This is a genomic window from Kribbella solani (assembly GCF_014205295.1).
GTDB classification, from domain to species: domain Bacteria; phylum Actinomycetota; class Actinomycetes; order Propionibacteriales; family Kribbellaceae; genus Kribbella; species Kribbella solani.
Map to the genome: position 1 here is coordinate 6,106,696 of NZ_JACHNF010000001.1, position 14,422 is coordinate 6,121,117.

The 14,422-nt window shown below is 67.9% G+C and carries 15 protein-coding genes; 9 read left to right on the top strand and 6 right to left on the bottom strand.

Going from position 1 to position 14,422, the window contains the following annotated elements; translation table 11 throughout:
- The first annotated feature begins 1 nt into the window (after position 1).
- Complete coding sequence (locus HDA44_RS28140) at positions 2-496, top strand: VOC family protein (RefSeq protein ID WP_184839471.1); 495 nt, start codon at positions 2-4, stop codon at positions 494-496.
- A gap of 390 nt (positions 497-886) precedes the next feature.
- Complete coding sequence (locus HDA44_RS28145; protein WP_184839473.1) at positions 887-2,167, top strand: adenylosuccinate synthase; 1,281 nt, start codon at positions 887-889, stop codon at positions 2,165-2,167.
- A gap of 18 nt (positions 2,168-2,185) precedes the next feature.
- Here HDA44_RS28145 and HDA44_RS28150 read toward each other — a convergent pair whose 3' ends face one another.
- Positions 2,186-4,186: a serine/threonine-protein kinase gene (locus HDA44_RS28150; RefSeq protein WP_184839475.1), complete on the bottom strand. Its 2,001-nt coding sequence runs from the start codon at positions 4,184-4,186 to the stop codon at positions 2,186-2,188.
- A 142-nt stretch (positions 4,187-4,328) separates the two neighbouring features.
- Here HDA44_RS28150 and HDA44_RS28155 point away from each other — a divergent pair, with 142 nt between their 5' ends.
- Positions 4,329-4,913, top strand: a complete 585-nt coding sequence (locus HDA44_RS28155; RefSeq protein ID WP_184839477.1) for a TetR/AcrR family transcriptional regulator — start codon at positions 4,329-4,331, stop codon at positions 4,911-4,913.
- 8 nt (positions 4,914-4,921) lie between these two features.
- Here the strand turns inward: HDA44_RS28155 and HDA44_RS28160 are convergent, their stop codons facing one another.
- Positions 4,922-5,734, bottom strand: a complete 813-nt coding sequence (locus HDA44_RS28160; RefSeq protein ID WP_184839479.1) for a siderophore-interacting protein — start codon at positions 5,732-5,734, stop codon at positions 4,922-4,924.
- A gap of 114 nt (positions 5,735-5,848) precedes the next feature.
- Between HDA44_RS28160 and HDA44_RS28165 the strand changes: the two genes are divergently transcribed.
- The 3 genes from HDA44_RS28165 to HDA44_RS28175 are packed head-to-tail and all read left to right on the top strand — an operon-like array spanning position 5,849 to position 8,864.
- Positions 5,849-6,925 carry a FecCD family ABC transporter permease gene (locus HDA44_RS28165; protein ID WP_184839481.1) on the top strand — a complete coding sequence of 359 codons (1,077 nt, stop codon included), beginning with the start codon at positions 5,849-5,851 and terminating at the stop codon, positions 6,923-6,925.
- Entirely contained in the window at positions 6,922-7,959 is a 1,038-nt protein-coding gene (locus HDA44_RS28170) for a FecCD family ABC transporter permease (RefSeq protein WP_184839483.1), read from the top strand. The genes HDA44_RS28165 and HDA44_RS28170 overlap by 4 nt, the downstream gene beginning before the upstream one ends.
- A 2-nt stretch (positions 7,960-7,961) precedes the next feature.
- On the top strand, positions 7,962-8,864 hold the full coding sequence (locus HDA44_RS28175; protein ID WP_184839484.1) for an ABC transporter ATP-binding protein: 903 nt from the start codon (positions 7,962-7,964) through the stop codon (positions 8,862-8,864).
- Here the strand turns inward: HDA44_RS28175 and HDA44_RS28180 are convergent.
- The 3 genes from HDA44_RS28180 to HDA44_RS28190 all read right to left on the bottom strand — a co-directional run bounded on the left by HDA44_RS28180 (position 8,861) and on the right by HDA44_RS28190 (position 10,968).
- The gene (locus HDA44_RS28180) at positions 8,861-9,571 is read right to left on the bottom strand and encodes an MBL fold metallo-hydrolase (RefSeq protein WP_184839487.1); all 711 of its coding nucleotides are present in this window, start codon (positions 9,569-9,571) and stop codon (positions 8,861-8,863) included. The two genes, HDA44_RS28175 and HDA44_RS28180, sit on opposite strands and share 4 nt — an antisense overlap.
- 79 nt (positions 9,572-9,650) lie before the next feature.
- Positions 9,651-10,022 (bottom strand): FKBP-type peptidyl-prolyl cis-trans isomerase, encoded by a 372-nt coding sequence (locus HDA44_RS28185; RefSeq protein WP_184839489.1) that lies wholly within the window; start codon positions 10,020-10,022, stop codon positions 9,651-9,653.
- A 73-nt stretch (positions 10,023-10,095) separates the two neighbouring features.
- Positions 10,096-10,968 (bottom strand): alpha/beta fold hydrolase, encoded by an 873-nt coding sequence (locus HDA44_RS28190; protein ID WP_184839491.1) that lies wholly within the window; start codon positions 10,966-10,968, stop codon positions 10,096-10,098.
- A 58-nt stretch (positions 10,969-11,026) separates the two neighbouring features.
- Between HDA44_RS28190 and HDA44_RS28195 the strand changes: the two genes are divergently transcribed.
- Positions 11,027-11,749, top strand: a complete 723-nt coding sequence (locus tag HDA44_RS28195) for a hypothetical protein (protein WP_238352570.1) — start codon at positions 11,027-11,029, stop codon at positions 11,747-11,749.
- 41 nt (positions 11,750-11,790) lie between these two features.
- Here HDA44_RS28195 and HDA44_RS28200 read toward each other — a convergent pair whose 3' ends face one another.
- Positions 11,791-12,060 (bottom strand): helix-turn-helix domain-containing protein, encoded by a 270-nt coding sequence (locus HDA44_RS28200; RefSeq protein WP_184839493.1) that lies wholly within the window; start codon positions 12,058-12,060, stop codon positions 11,791-11,793.
- Positions 12,061-12,141: 81 nt separating this feature from the next.
- Between HDA44_RS28200 and map the strand changes: the two genes are divergently transcribed.
- A complete protein-coding gene (map, locus tag HDA44_RS28205) occupies positions 12,142-12,912 on the top strand; it encodes a type I methionyl aminopeptidase (RefSeq protein WP_184839495.1) in 771 nt (256 codons plus the stop codon).
- A 171-nt stretch (positions 12,913-13,083) separates the two neighbouring features.
- Positions 13,084-14,361: a phosphoribosylamine--glycine ligase gene (gene purD, locus HDA44_RS28210; RefSeq protein ID WP_184839497.1), complete on the top strand. Its 1,278-nt coding sequence runs from the start codon at positions 13,084-13,086 to the stop codon at positions 14,359-14,361.
- Positions 14,362-14,422: the final 61 nt, after the last annotated feature.

Genomic DNA, 14,422 nt, shown 5'->3' on the forward strand with positions numbered 1-14,422 from the left:
CATGACGAACACGGACGGCAACACGGTAAACCCCATCCCCGACGGTTATCACTCACTCACCCCGTACCTCGCCGTCACGGACGGGCCGAAGGCGATCGAGTTCTACCGGACGGTGTTCGGCGCCGAGGTGATCAGCCGGCAGGACATGCCGGACGGGCGGCTCGGTCAGGCCGAGCTGAAGATCGGCAACTCGATGCTGCAGCTGAGCCACGAGATGCCGCAGATCGGGCTCCGGGCGCCGAACGGCGAGTGGGTGCACTCCTCGCTGGTGCACTACGTGCCGGACGTGGACGCGACCTTCGCGAAGGCGGTGGCGGCCGGGGCGAAGCCGGTCGAAGAGGTGCAGACCTTCATGACCGGTGACCGGTTCGGCACCGTGATCGACCCGTTCGGGCACCGGTGGGCGATCCTGACGAAGGTCGAGGACGTGACGCCGGAGGAGGCCGACCGGCGGGTGAAGGAGTGGCTGGCCTCGAACCCCACCGATCTCCAGTAACTACCGGGGAACGAGACTGAGTTCCCCCGGGAACGAGACTGAGTTCCCCCGGGAACGAGACTGAGTTCCCCCGGGAACGAGGAAGCGGCCCGCCGGAACCGTCCCCTGCGGCAGTTTCGGCGGGCCGCTGACTAAGAGTGTGCACGTGATCACGCAAATTGGCAACCCATCAACTGATCGAACAATGACTTGGAACGATCGATTGCGAATTGTGGGCAGGCCCGAAACCCGTCCGCCCGGTTCCGGTAGGCTTTGGTCGCAAGAGCCTGGAAGCGCCGCCGGATGAATGTCCGGTGAACGTCTCCGGGCTTCACCGTTTCCAGCGTCGGCAGCTACGGGGTGTGAGGACGGCCATCACCCGGCGGCCGGCGCGTGAAGAGGAGGGCTGAGATGCCCGCAATCGTGCTCGTCGGCGCCCAGTGGGGCGATGAGGGCAAGGGTAAGGCGACCGATCTGCTCGGCAACACGGGCGAGGTCATCGACTACGTGGTCAAGTTCAACGGCGGCAACAACGCCGGCCACACGGTGGTGATCGGCAGCGAGAAGTACGCGCTGCACCTGCTCCCGAGTGGCATCCTCACACCGGGCGTGACGCCGGTGATCGGCAACGGGGTCGTGGTCGACCTCAGCGTGCTGTTCGAGGAGCTGGACGCGCTGCAGGCGCGGGGCGTGGACACGTCCCGGCTGGTGATCAGCGCGAACGCGCACGTCATCCCGCCGTACAACCGGACCCTCGACAAGGTCACCGAGCGGTTCCTCGGCAGCCGCAAGATCGGTACCACCGGGCGCGGCATCGGGCCGACGTACGCCGACAAGATGAACCGGGTCGGCATCCGGGTCCAGGACCTGTACGACGAGAAGATCCTCGAGCAGAAGGTCACCGGCGCGCTGGAGCAGAAGAACCAGCTGCTGGTGAAGGTGTACAACCGGCGCTCGGTCGAGATCCGCGAGGTGCTCGACGAGCTGCTGGAGTACGCCGACCGGCTGAAGCCGATGGTCGCGGACACCAGCCTGCTGCTGAACGACGCGCTCGACGCCGGCAAGACCGTGCTGATGGAAGCGGGCCAGGCCACGCTGCTCGACGTCGACCACGGCACGTACCCGTTCGTGACGTCGTCGAACGCGATCTCGGCCGGTGCCTGCACCGGTACCGGCATCCCGCCGACCCGGATCGACCGCGTGATGGCCGTCGTCAAGGCGTACACGACCCGCGTCGGCGAGGGGCCGTTCCCGACCGAGCTGCTCGACGCGGACGGTGAGTGGCTGCGCCAGCAGGGCGCCGAGTTCGGTACGACGACCGGGCGCCCACGCCGCTGCGGCTGGTACGACTCGGTGATCGCCCGGTACGCGGCCCGGGTGAACGGCGTCTCCGACTTCGTACTGACCAAGCTGGACACGTTGACCGGCCGGGAGCGGATTCCGGTCTGTGTCGCGTACGACGTGAGCGGTGTCCGGCACGACGAGATGCCGATGACGCAGACCGACTTCCACCACTCGGTCCCGATCTACGAGGAGTTCGACGGCTGGTCCGAGGACATCTCCGGTTGCCGTAGCTTCGACGATCTGCCGAAGCAGGCGCGGGAGTACGTCCGCGCCGTCGAGTCGCTCAGTGGCGCGCGGATCTCCGCGATCGGCGTGGGTCCGGAGCGGAGCCAGATCGTCCAGCTGTAAGGCCGTCCGGCCTCCCTGTCATCCCTTGCCGATGATGGGGAGGTTGCGGACGAACGGCGCGTCCCGGAGGTCTCCCAGCGTCGGGCTCTGGATGTGCGGCGTCTGGATCGGCTCGCGGGCCCAACCAGCGCCGGCGCCCTGGGTCGCCTTGTAGAAGGCGATCCCGCCGACAGCCAGTAGTACGACAGCGATCAGTGCTGACAGCCAGTGCGCGCGGAACGTGTTCCGCGCGGCGATGTGGGCGCCTCGGCGGAGTGAGCTGCCGCCGGGACCCCACCAGGCCGTGAACAGTGCGCTCAGACCGGCGGCGCCGAAACCGACTGCTGACAGCGGCGGCCAGTCCAGGCTGTACGCGGCAACAGCGATGCCCGTGACGGTGCCGCCGACCACGACACCCATGATCAGTGGCAGGATCAGGCAGGGCAGGGTGATCAGGGCGGCGGTCGCCAGCTGCAGTGGGCTGGCTGCTGCCGCGACAACCCCGTCGGACTTGCCGGAGCGACCGCGGATCTGGCGGCGGCGCATCAGGGCCGTACTCGAACGGTCGACTGTTCTGGCGAGTACCAGTAGCACGATGGCGACTGCTGAGCCGACCAGCGGAGTCAGGGCGATCAGTCCGCTCAGCGCGATCATGAAGCCGATGACGACGACCGTACGGCGGCCTGTGGGTGGTGCTTTGGGCGGCTTCTGTGCTGGGTGCGACGGCTCTTGGTACTGCGCCGGCTGGTTGCTCTGGTACGGAGCAGGACTGTTTTGGTACGGCGTGCCGCTCGGCGCGGGCAGGTACTGGTCGGGCGCATACGGGGCAGCCGCGTAGGGCGCAGGCGCATACGGAGTGGCGGCGTAAGGAGCAGGCGCATACGGCATCGGCGCGGCAGCCGGCGTCCCGTACGCAACGGGCACCACCGCACCGCCTGCTGCACCGCTGACCGCCCCGCCTGCTGCAGCGGCGGCTGCGGCTGACTTCTTGGCTGTTGCCTCGCGGAGCTTGTCGCGGATCGGTGCGAACGCTGACAGCGGTGGGATGACCGGCGGCACCAGCTGCGCGACCTCGGTCGGCGTCGGCTCCGACGGTGGCTGCTCCGCCTGCGCGGGCTGCTCCGTCGGCATCAGCTGTGTCACCAGCCGAGTGGGTGGAGCCGCGACCGCGGTTGCATCGGCCGCTTCCAGCCGTGGCGGTAGTGCGTCGCGCCCCTCGGAGTACCGGCTCAGCCCGGTCATGATCTCGTCCTGTGTCGGCCGATCGGCCTTGGCGGGGGAGAGCGCAGCAGCCAGCAGTGACTTCAGCCGTGGGTCCAGCCCGTCGAGATCAGCCTGACCGGAGTGCACCCGCGCCAGCACCGCCTCGAACGGTCCCTTACCGAACGGACGGCGCCCGGTCGCAGCGAACGCCACAGTGGCCGCCCAGCCCCACCAGTCCGCCGACTCGGACACCATCTCGCCCTCGATGAGCTCCGGCGCCAGGTAGCCCGGCGTACCGATCACCAGACCGGTCTGTGTCAGCCGCAGGTCGTCAGCGGCCTGTGCGATGCCGAAGTCGATCATCACCGGCTTGCCGTTGGACATCATCACGTTGCCCGGCTTCAGGTCACGGTGGATCACTCCGGCTGCATGGATCGCCTGCAATGACTCAGCCAGGCATCCGGCAACCGGCAGCCACTTCCGTGGCGTCAGCGGACCACGCTCGTCCACCTGCTCGTCCAGCGGACGCCCCGGGACGAACCGGGTCACCAGGTACGGCCGGTCGCTCTCCAGGTCGTGATCGAGGATGCCGGCCACGCCCGGGTGGCTCACCTTCCGCAGTGTGGTCGCCTCGCGCTGCAACCGGGCCCGTGCGATCGGGTCGTCCGCCACGTGCGACCGCAGCACCTTCAGCGCCACCTCCTGGCGCTCCGGACCTTCGGCCAGGTAGACGACACCCATGCCGCCCTGTCCGAGCCGCCGGATCAACCGATACGGCCCGACCCGCTCCTCCACCTCCTCCTCGTGGGTGGAAGGCGGTCCCCCTGTGACTGACATGCCCTCTACGGTACGTCGGTTGCGGACCAGACACGTCCTACAGCCGGTCGAACGAGTCGAGGATCAATGCGCGGACGAGCTCGGCGGCGCGGCCGTAAACCGGTCGGTCTCTGGGCGGAATTTCTGCCGGTACTCTCGATGCATGCACACCTCGGCGACACCCCGTGAGCGGCTTCTCGACGCCGCGGGTGAACTTTTCTATCGTGACGGCGTCAACATCGGAGTGGATGCGCTCTGCAAGGCGGCCGGGGTGTCGAAGAAGTCCATGTACCAGTTGTTCCGGTCCAAGGACGAGCTGATCGCGGAGAGCCTGGCCAGTCGCGGACCGGCGTACCAGACGCTGTTGCGCCCGGGCGTGGAGGACGACCGGCCGGCCCGGGAGCGGATTCTGTCCGTGTTCGAGCGGCAGGACAACGTGGTTGCTTCAGGCAATTACCTCGGCTGCCCGTACGTGAGCATGGCGGTCGAGCTGAAGAACCCCGAGCACCCCGGCTCGGTGGTGGCGCGGCACTTCAAGCAGCAGCTGACCGACTTCTTCCACCGCGAGCTGCTCAAGGCGGGCGCCGAGGAGCCGGCCACGCTGGCCGTCCAGTTGACGATGATCTTCGACGGAGCCAGCGCGCGCTCGGTCGTTCGCGCCCAGCCGCTGGGCGGCATCGGCGCGGCAACCGCATCGGCCCTGCTGGACGCCGCCGGCGTACGCGCCGCCGAGCTCCAGCTGAACTGATCCGGCGATCAGCAGTGCGCCTCGCCGCGCTTCCAGTAGCCCTGGAACGAGATGGCGGCCTTCGGCATGCCGACAGCATTCACCAGGTGCCGGCGCACTGACTTGATCATCGACGACTCACCGGCGACCCACGCGTAGTCCGGGTCGAACGGCAGCGCCGCGGACTTCAGCGCGTCCAGCAGCGAGCCGTCCGTGACCCAGGTGATGTCAGCAGTCCCCGGCGTCGGCAGCGCGCGCACGTCAGCAGCATCCGGTACGGCAACGAACACCGTGGCATGTACTGCAGCCGGCAGCTCCTCCAAGATGCCCGCGAGTGCCGGGAGTGCAGTCTCGTCCGCAACGAGTACGCGGCGCACGCTGGTCGCCGGAGGGACGTAGTCGACGCCAGAGTGGAGCAAGCCCTTCGGACTGGTCGTGTCGACCGCGAACGGGAGCAGCAGCCCGACCTGGTCGCCCAGCTCCGCCGCACTCACCCAGGCCGACGCGGGTCCGTTGACTCCGTGCAGCACGAACTCGATGTCCAGCTCAGCCACCTCTGGCCGCAGCGCCCGCACGGTGTACGTCCGCATGATGAAACGCTCTTCGACCGGCTGCGCGCACCAGTCGGCGTACCACTCCGGTCCGTCCGGCAACCGGATCGCGCTGCCGTCCGGTGGGGTGAACAGGACCTTGATGCGCTGGTCCGGTCCGGCGGTGACCGCGTCCGCGATGCGCGGTGCGACGAATGTCACGCGGCGCAGATGCGGGCTCAGGTCCACTACGGCCGCCACGGTGGCCAGCACCGAGTCGAACACGATCGGCCGCTCGAGCACAGTCGTCATCCGGGGTTTCTCCATAAACTCTGCAGGGGGTAGCCGCAGATGCGGACCCGAGGGCGGCGGGTTATTCTGAGGCGTCTAGAGGTTAGCCTTACCTAAGAGGATCTGGAAAGTCCAATGCCCCCGCCCAGTGCTGTTGCTTCCGCCACGCCTGATCTGGAGCCTGCCGCCCCGGTGCGCCCGCGCCGCCGGGCCCGGCGGACCACTCTTGTCCTCGGCCTGGCCGGCTGCGCCGTTCTGCTGGTGCTGGTGTGCTTGCTCAGCGTCGCGATCGGGTCCAAGCAGATCCCACTGCCGACGGTGATCGATGCCCTGCGCCACTACAACGAGGCGAACACCGATCACGTGATCGTCCGGTCGCTGCGCGTGCCGCGGACGCTGATCGGCCTGATGGTCGGCGCGGCGCTCGGTCTGTCCGGTGCGCTGATGCAGGGCGTGACCCGGAACCCGCTCGCCGACCCGGGCATCCTCGGGGTGAACGGCGGTGCCGCGCTGTTCGTTGTCGGCGGCATCTACTGGTTCGGGCTGTCGACCCTGACCGCGTACGTCTGGCTGGCCTTCCTGGGCGCTGCTGCCGCGTCGGTCGCGGTCTACCTGCTCGGGTCGCTCGGCCGGGAGGGCGTGACGCCCGTGAAGCTCGCACTCGCCGGTGCGGCGATGACGGCGATGCTGGGCTCGCTGACGACCGCACTGCTGATCGGCGACGTCGACACCTTCGACCAGTACCGGTTCTGGTCAGTCGGCTCGTTCGCCGGTCGCGGAGCTGACATCGCGCAGCAGGTGGCGCCGTTCATCCTCGCCGGGATCGTGCTGTCGCTGTTCTGCGGCCGAGTGCTGAACGCGTTGTCGCTGGGGGACGACGTGGCGAAGTCGCTCGGCCAACGGGTCGGACTGGCCCGGGTGTTCGTCGCAGTGGTCGTCGTACTGCTCTGTGGTGCAGCAACCGCGGCCGCGGGACCGATCGCCTTCGTCGGCTTGACCATCCCGCACGTGGCCCGTCTGGTTACCGGACCGGACTACCGGTGGATCCTCCCGTACTCAGCACTGCTCGCACCGATCCTGCTACTCGGCTCGGACGTCATCGGACGAGTGGTAGCCCTGCCCGGTGAGCTACAGGTAGGCATCGTGACAGCGGTGCTCGGTGCGCCCTTCTTCATCGCGCTGGTACGCCGACGGAAGCTGGCCGACCTGTGACGGCGGAAGCGGTACATGTCATCAGCAAGGCCCGCGCGGCCCGGCAGACGCGTTCACTGGCTGTCATCGTCGTACTGGCTGTCGTGGTGTTCGCCACCTTCTGCGTCTCACTGTCACTCGGTGATTTCAAGATCCCGGTGATCGACGTGGTGAAGACACTGTTCGGCGGCGGCGACAAGGCGACCGAGTTCATCGTGAACCGGCTGCGGCTGCCCCGGGCACTCACGGGCCTGCTGGTCGGTACGGCGCTCGGTCTGTCCGGAGCGATCTTCCAGAGCATCGCCCGCAACCCACTGGCCAGCCCGGACATCATCGGTGTCACGTACGGCGCCAGCGCGTTCGCGGTGTTCGCGATCGTCACGCTCGGACTGACCGGTGTCGCCGTGTCCGGGTTCGCGATCGTCGGCGCGGTGCTGACCGCATTCCTGATGTACGTACTCGCGTGGCGGCACGGTGTTTCGAGTTACCGGCTGATCCTGATCGGCATCGGAATCGGCGCGATGGCCACCAGCGTCACCTCGTACCTGCTGACCAAGGCGCGGGTCGAGATCGCGCAGCAGGCGCTGGTGTGGCTGACCGGCAGCCTGAACGGACGGGACTGGTCGAACGTACGGTCGCTGGCGGTCACGCTGGTGGTGCTGCTGCCGTTGATGGTGTTCCTCGTACAGCAGCTCCGGATTCTGCAACTCGGTGACGAGACGGCGTACGGGCTGGGGTTGCGGGTGGAGGTGTCGCGACTCGGGCTGATCGTGATCGCGGTACTGCTGGCCGCGGTGGCGACCGCCGCGGCCGGGCCGATCGGGTTCGTCGCGTTCGTCGCACCGCCGATCGCGCGGCGGCTGACCCGGTCGCCGGGGCCCGCGATGATCGTGTCGGGCTTGCTCGGCGCGCTGGTGGTGGCGCTGTCCGACCTGGTCGCGCAGCATGCGTTCGGCGACACGCAGTTGCCGGTCGGAGTGGTAACTGGTGTCGTCGGTGCGCCGTACCTGATGTTCCTGCTCGCTCGGGCCAACCGGGTCGGGAGTGGTGGCTGAGAATGGAGAATCCGGTGGAACCCGTGACAGAGCACAGCTTGGCTGCCGACGGGCTCGCGGTCGGTTACGACCAGCGGGAGATCATCCACGACCTGTCAGTGCGGATACCCACCGGGAAGATCACTGTCATCGTCGGCGCCAACGCATGTGGCAAGTCGACGCTGCTGAAGACGCTGGCCCGGTTGCTGAAGCCGTCGCGCGGCACCGTGCTGCTGGACGGGAAGAGCATCCAGCAGATCCCGACCCGTGAGGTGGCGACCAAGCTTGGGTTGCTGCCGCAGTCACCGGCCGCACCGGAGGGCATCACGGTCGCGGACCTGGTCGGCCGGGGACGGTACCCGCGGACGCGCTGGATCCGGCAGTGGTCGAAGGAGGACGACGAGGCGGTCGCGGCGGCGATGACGTCGACGGACGTGCTCTCGATCGCCGACCGGCCGATCGATGAGCTGTCCGGCGGCCAGCGGCAGCGGGTCTGGATCGCGATGGCGCTGGCGCAGGAGACCGACATCCTGTTGCTGGACGAGCCGACCACGTTCCTCGACCTGACGCACCAGTTCGAGGTGCTGGACCTGCTGGTGGACCTGAACAAGTCGGAGTCCCGGACGATCGTGCTGGTGCTGCACGACCTCAACCAGGCCTGCCGCTTCGGTGACCACCTGATTGCGATGAAGAACGGCGAGATCGTTGCCGAGGGCGACCCGCGGAAGGTGATCAGCGAAGAGGTGGTCGAGGAGGTGTTCGGCCTGGCGGTGAAGGTGATCCCGGACCCGGTCGCCGGAAGTCCGATGGTGGTTCCGATCGGCCGGCACACGACCCGTACCTCTCCGGCTGCCAACGGCACTGCCGCGGCTGCCCTAGCCGCCAGCGCTGCAGCCGATGGTGTTTGCCGACCGATAGACCGCTAGAGCCGCATGCCGTCATAGGCCACTGACCAGTCGCTGAGGTCAGCTGCGAGCGCAGTGGGCGACAGGTGAGTCAGTACTAGCTGTCGGCAGGTGAAGCTGTCTCGGTACTGGGCCAGTGTCTGGAGGTCCAAGTGCCAACGGACCGGACTAGTGCTGTAGCCCTCACAAAGAAACAGGTCTGCTTCGTCTGCTGCACGGAACAGCGCATCGGTCCATTCGGTGTCACCGGAGTACGCGATCGAGCGGTCCGGTGTTTGCAGTCGCACTGCGTACGCCGGTGCGCCGGAAGCATGGCGTACTTCGTACGGGGTGACTGTCAGTTCATCCAGTTGCCGCGTACGCCCATCAGCATGCTCAAGGACGTGTACGCCGAACCGGCGCTGTACTTGGGACGAACCAGGGAACAGCGTCTCCATCGCATCAGTCAGCCGAGCCTGCGTACCGGGCGGACCGACTACGGTCAGATCCTCGGTACGGCGCCGGAACTGCCCGTCCAGGATCAGAAACGGCAGACCGCCGAAGTGGTCGCCGTGTAGATGGGTGATGACGACAGTGCGGATCTCGTTCGGGTCCAGGGACTGCTGGCGAAGCGCTGTCAGGCTGGTCGTTCCGCAGTCGATCAGCGTACGAGTACCGACCGCGATACAGGTCTGGAACCGTCCACCGGAACCGAACGCGTCCCCACTGCCGGCAACTGTGATGTCCATCCACCTACAGTGCCAGCAACTCAAGGCCAGTAACTGAAGCCGGCGGTGACCAAGAGCTCTGGTCACCGCCGGCAGGTGTTCAGCTGACGCTGATCAGGTCCACAACGAAGATGAGCGTTTCGCCGGGCTTGATGGCGCTGCCCGCGCCGCGGTCGCCGTAACCCAGGTGCGGCGGGATGACCAGCTTGCGGCGGCCGCCGACCTTCATGCCCTGCACGCCGGTGTCCCAGCCCTGGATGACCTGGCCGATGCCGAGCTGGAACGCCAGCGGGGCACCGCGGTTGTACGACGCGTCGAACTCCTCGCCGGTGGAGTGGGCCACGCCCACGTAGTGCACGTTCACCCGCGAACCGGCCTTGGCCTCGTCGCCGTCGCCCACGGTGATGTCGGTGATCTCGAGATCCGCCGGCGGCGGACCGTCCGGGAAGTCGATCTCTGGCTTGTCAGTCATGCCTCCAGCTAAGCAGATACCCGGCGCCGGTCCGTCCAGCCCACCCCGGTTGACACGTGCAGGGTCGACGGCGTCACGGAGTGCGGTCGCCCAGCACCTCACGGAGGGTGGCGGCGAACTCTTCGGGCTTGCCCGGCTGGCCGTACTCGTTGCCGAGGAAACCACCGTGGTTGCTGGGGAACGTGACAGCCTTGAGCCCGAGCCGGGTGGCGACGGCCTTCCCGCCGCGGGCCGCGAGCTGGTTCCCCGACTCCTCGCCGACGCCGACGACGATCCGGTCCTTCGCCGTCGCCAGTGCGTCGAAGTCCGGCTGGTACGACGTACACCCGCGAAGGTTCTGCCCGAGCAGTGCGTCCGTACGCGACCCGTCGTCCTCGGTCGGCAGCCCGAACATTGCCGGGTCCGGCGCCGGCTGATCCGTGTAGTCGGCCGGGATCTCGCCCTCGTACCCGACCAGGGCAATGAACTTCGCCATCCCGGCGCCCAGGCCGTCCCGTTGGTACGTCGCGTAGATGTCCTCGACCGCGCCCAGCGCGGCGGTGCTGTCGGGGATGATCGCGGCGAGCGGCGGTTCGTGCGCGACCAGTTTGTTGACCAGATCCGGGCGCTTCGCGATCAGGGCCAGCGCGTTCACCGCGCCACCGCTGCTCGCGAACAGGTCGACCGGGCCCGCGTCCAGATGTTCGATCAGGTCGGCGAGATCGGCGGCATGGTGGTCCGGCGTCACCTCGATCAGCTCACCACCCCGAATACTCCGGTCGACGCCGCGCGGGTCGTACGTGACCACTGTCCGGTCGGCGAAATGTGACGCCAGCGTGCCGAATCCGGCGGCGCCCATCGGCGATCCGATCAGCAACAGAAGTGGACGATTCGTGAGCTCACCACGGACGTCGTACGTCAGCATTGCTCCTGGTACGTCGAGCGTCTCGGTCACGGGATCGGTCATCGCGCGGCTCCTCTCTGAATCCGGGTCCTCCGAACAGGAACTATATTCGCTGTTCGTGATGAAAAGACTCGCTCTGGTAATCGGGCTGATGACGGCAATCGCCTCGGTCGCGCCGCCGGTGGCTGCCGCGAGTACGCCCGCATCGGCGGAGAACTACGGTCAGTACTCGCTGATGTTCGAAAAGTCGGCCGGGCAGTACTTCGCGGGTGGATCGGCCGCCGGGCAGTGGGCCTGGACCCCGCTCAGCGCGACCGAGTCGGACATTTCCTGGGGCGATCCGAAAGCGTGGCCGCCGAAGTCCGCGGAGCATTTCATCCACGCCGGCGAATGGGTTCTGCTCGACGGGTACAACGATGGCGCCGGGCGGCCGTTGACCCAGGTGCAGCGCGTCACCAGCGAAAAGATCGGCGCCGCCGACTGCACCAACCTGCAAACGCTGCCATCCGCGGGTGGCCGCCAGCATTACGTGAAGTGGAACATCCCCGCGACCGGGTACTGCCTGGACGCGACCGGCACGATCAAACCGCCGAACGGTTCCACGACGGTGAACTTCCGGCATGTGCAGAAATGGCTGCCGCCGCATCCGTGCGCCAACCCTTATCTCTCGGGTCAGACCTGCATCACGCAATCCGAACAGTGGTGGGACGACAACCAGCACCCGTACGCATTGCAGCTCGCCCGGACGGTCGAGATCGCCAGAGGGCTGGGGATGGCTTTCACCAACCGCACTACCGTCCCGGTCGCGTGGAATGCGGACGGGCGGTACTACTGGCATTACTGAGGCCGTACTCGGCGGCCGTTGCTGGTTAGGCAGGGGCCGGTCTAGGAGACCAGGCGGCGGCCGCGTGCCGGCTGGTTGATCGCGGTCCAGACCTCGTCCAGGGACAGGTCGAGCACGTCGGCGATCGCGGCGATGGTCGAGAAGGCCGGCGTCGCCACCCGGCCGGACTCGATCTTGCGCAGCGTCTCCGGCGAGACCCCGGCATCGAGCGCGGTCTCGAGCATCGAACGCTCTCCCCGGGCGCGGCGCAACAGCGCGCCGAGACGTTGCCCGCGCTCGACCTCCGCGGGACTGAGCGGCAACCTGACCATGACCCGATTCTAATACCGGGATAATATGGCCGGTATAGTTATTGGTGAGTCGCTGAGAACGCCTGCCGAGAAGGACTGTACGTGATCGAGATTCTGACCCCCGCCGAGCTGGTCCGAGCCAAGGACACCGGCGCCGTGGTGGCGAACATTCTGTACACGCTGAAGGACCGCGCGACGGTCGGTACGAACCTGCTCGACATCGACCGCTGGGCCGCGGAGATGATCACCGCGGCGGGCGCGGAGTCCTGCTACTACGACTACGAGCCGTCGTTCGGGCGCGGTCCGTTCGGGCACTACATCTGTACTTCGGTGAACGACGCGGTGCTGCACGGGCTGCCGTACGACTATGCCCTTGCCGACGGCGACCTGCTCACCCTGGACCTCGCCGTCCTCAAGCGCGGCGTCGCCGCCGACTCCGCGATCAGCTTCATCATCGGCGAATCCCGGTCCGCGGAGAGCGTCGCCCTGATCGGCACGACCGAACAGGCCCTCGCGGCCGGCATCGCCGCCGCCCAGCCCGGCGCGCGGATCGGCGACCTCTCCCACGCGATCGGTACGGTCCTGAGCGCCGCCGGCTACCAGATCAACACCGACTTCGGCGGCCACGGCATCGGCTCGACCATGCACCAGGACCCCCACATCTCCAACACCGGCCGCCCCGGCCGCGGCTACAAACTCCGCCCCGGCCTGCTCCTCGCCCTCGAACCCTGGATCATGACCGACACCGCCACCCTCGTCACCGACAACGACGGCTGGACCCTCCGCAGCACCACCGGCTGCCAAACCGCCCACAGCGAACACACCATCGCCATCACCGACGCAGGCCCCGAAATCCTCACGCTGCCCCGCTAAGGGCGTTGCCCCCTCATCCGCAGGGTTGCCCCCTCGATTCTCCAGGGGGCAACCCTGCGGTTCGGGGGATGCCCCCTGAAGTGGAGGGTTGCCCCCTGGGAGCGGGCGAGGGCTGGTGTCCGTGTGGTGGTTGGCTGGGTGGGGGTTGGGGGCACGCTAGGCTGGGCGCCTGTGAAGGTCTTGGTGGTCGGGTCTGGTGGACGTGAGCATGCTCTGGCCTGGGGGTTGACCCAGGATCCGGAGGTTGAGCAGGTTGTGGCGGCGCCGGGGAATCCGGGGATCGCGGCGTTGCGGCCGGTGTTCGACGGGCAGACCGTGGTTTGCCGGGCGGTGGATGTTTCCGATCATGACGCCGTGGTGGCGCTGGCTCGGGAGCTGGAGTCCGATCTGGTGGTTGTCGGGCCGGAGGCGCCGCTGGTGGCCGGTCTGGCCGACCCGTTGCGGGATGCCGGGATCGCGGTGTTCGGGCCGTCCCGGGAGGCGGCGCGGATCGAGGGGTCGAAGGCGTTCGCGAAGGACGTGATGGCGACCGCGAGCGTGCCCACCGGCCGCGCGTACGTGTGTACGACGCCGGAGGAGGCAGCGACCGCGATCGACGCGTTCGGGCCGCCGTACGTGGTGAAGGACGACGGGCTCGCGGCCGGCAAGGGCGTCGTGGTGACCGAGGACCGGGACGAGGCGCTCGCGCACGCGGCCGGGTGTGAGCAGGTGCTGATCGAGGAGTACCTGGACGGTCCCGAGGTCTCGCTGTTCGCGATCACGGACGGTACGACCGTGTTGCCGATGCAGCCGGCGCAGGACTTCAAGCGGCTCGCGGACGGTGACGAAGGGCCGAACACCGGCGGCATGGGCGCGTACACACCGTTGCCCTGGGCACCGGATGATCTGGTCGCGGAGATCACCGAGAAGGTGCTGCAGCCGACCGTCGACGAGCTCCGGCACCGGGGTACGCCGTTCTCCGGACTGCTCTACGCGGGTCTCGCGCTGACCTCGCGGGGTGTCCGGGTGATCGAGTTCAACTGCCGTTTCGGCGACCCGGAGACGCAGGCGCTGCTGCCGATGCTGAAGACCCCGCTCGGCGGCCTGCTGTACGCGGCGGCGACCGGCAAGCTCGGCGACCACGGCGACCTGAGCTGGCGGAACGCGACGTCGGTGGCGGTCGTGGTGGCGGCGAAGAAGTACCCGGCGAGCCCGCGCAAGGGTGATGTGATCGCCGGCATCGACCAGGCCGAGAACGACGACGTCCGGGTGTTCCACGCCGGTACCGCGCTGGACGGCGAGGAACTGGTCACGGCCGGCGGCCGCGTACTCGCGGTCAGCGCCGTCGGCAAGGACCTGGCCGAGGCGCGGCAGCGCGCGTACGCCGCCGTCGGGCAGATCCGGATCAAGGGCTCCCAGCACCGTACCGACATCGCGCTGAAGGCCGAACGCGGCGAGATCACCCTCTGATCGACGCCCGCGCGAACCGGTCCCGGATACAGTCGGGAATTCGATGGAACCGGATTCAGGG

Coding starts and splice junctions, on each gene's coding strand:
- HDA44_RS28160 (WP_184839479.1), bottom strand. CDS start 5,734: ATGACGACTGTGCTCGAGCGGCCGATCGTGTTCGACTCGGTGCTGGCC.
- HDA44_RS28145 (WP_184839473.1), top strand. CDS start 887: ATGCCCGCAATCGTGCTCGTCGGCGCCCAGTGGGGCGATGAGGGCAAG.
- HDA44_RS28180 (WP_184839487.1), bottom strand. CDS start 9,571: ATGGACATCACAGTTGCCGGCAGTGGGGACGCGTTCGGTTCCGGTGGA.
- HDA44_RS28140 (WP_184839471.1), top strand. CDS start 2: ATGACGAACACGGACGGCAACACGGTAAACCCCATCCCCGACGGTTAT.
- HDA44_RS28165 (WP_184839481.1), top strand. CDS start 5,849: ATGCCCCCGCCCAGTGCTGTTGCTTCCGCCACGCCTGATCTGGAGCCT.
- HDA44_RS28185 (WP_184839489.1), bottom strand. CDS start 10,022: ATGACTGACAAGCCAGAGATCGACTTCCCGGACGGTCCGCCGCCGGCG.
- HDA44_RS28175 (WP_184839484.1), top strand. CDS start 7,962: ATGGAGAATCCGGTGGAACCCGTGACAGAGCACAGCTTGGCTGCCGAC.
- HDA44_RS28195 (WP_238352570.1), top strand. CDS start 11,027: ATGAAAAGACTCGCTCTGGTAATCGGGCTGATGACGGCAATCGCCTCG.
- HDA44_RS28155 (WP_184839477.1), top strand. CDS start 4,329: ATGCACACCTCGGCGACACCCCGTGAGCGGCTTCTCGACGCCGCGGGT.
- HDA44_RS28190 (WP_184839491.1), bottom strand. CDS start 10,968: ATGACCGATCCCGTGACCGAGACGCTCGACGTACCAGGAGCAATGCTG.
- HDA44_RS28200 (WP_184839493.1), bottom strand. CDS start 12,060: ATGGTCAGGTTGCCGCTCAGTCCCGCGGAGGTCGAGCGCGGGCAACGT.
- HDA44_RS28150 (WP_184839475.1), bottom strand. CDS start 4,186: ATGTCAGTCACAGGGGGACCGCCTTCCACCCACGAGGAGGAGGTGGAG.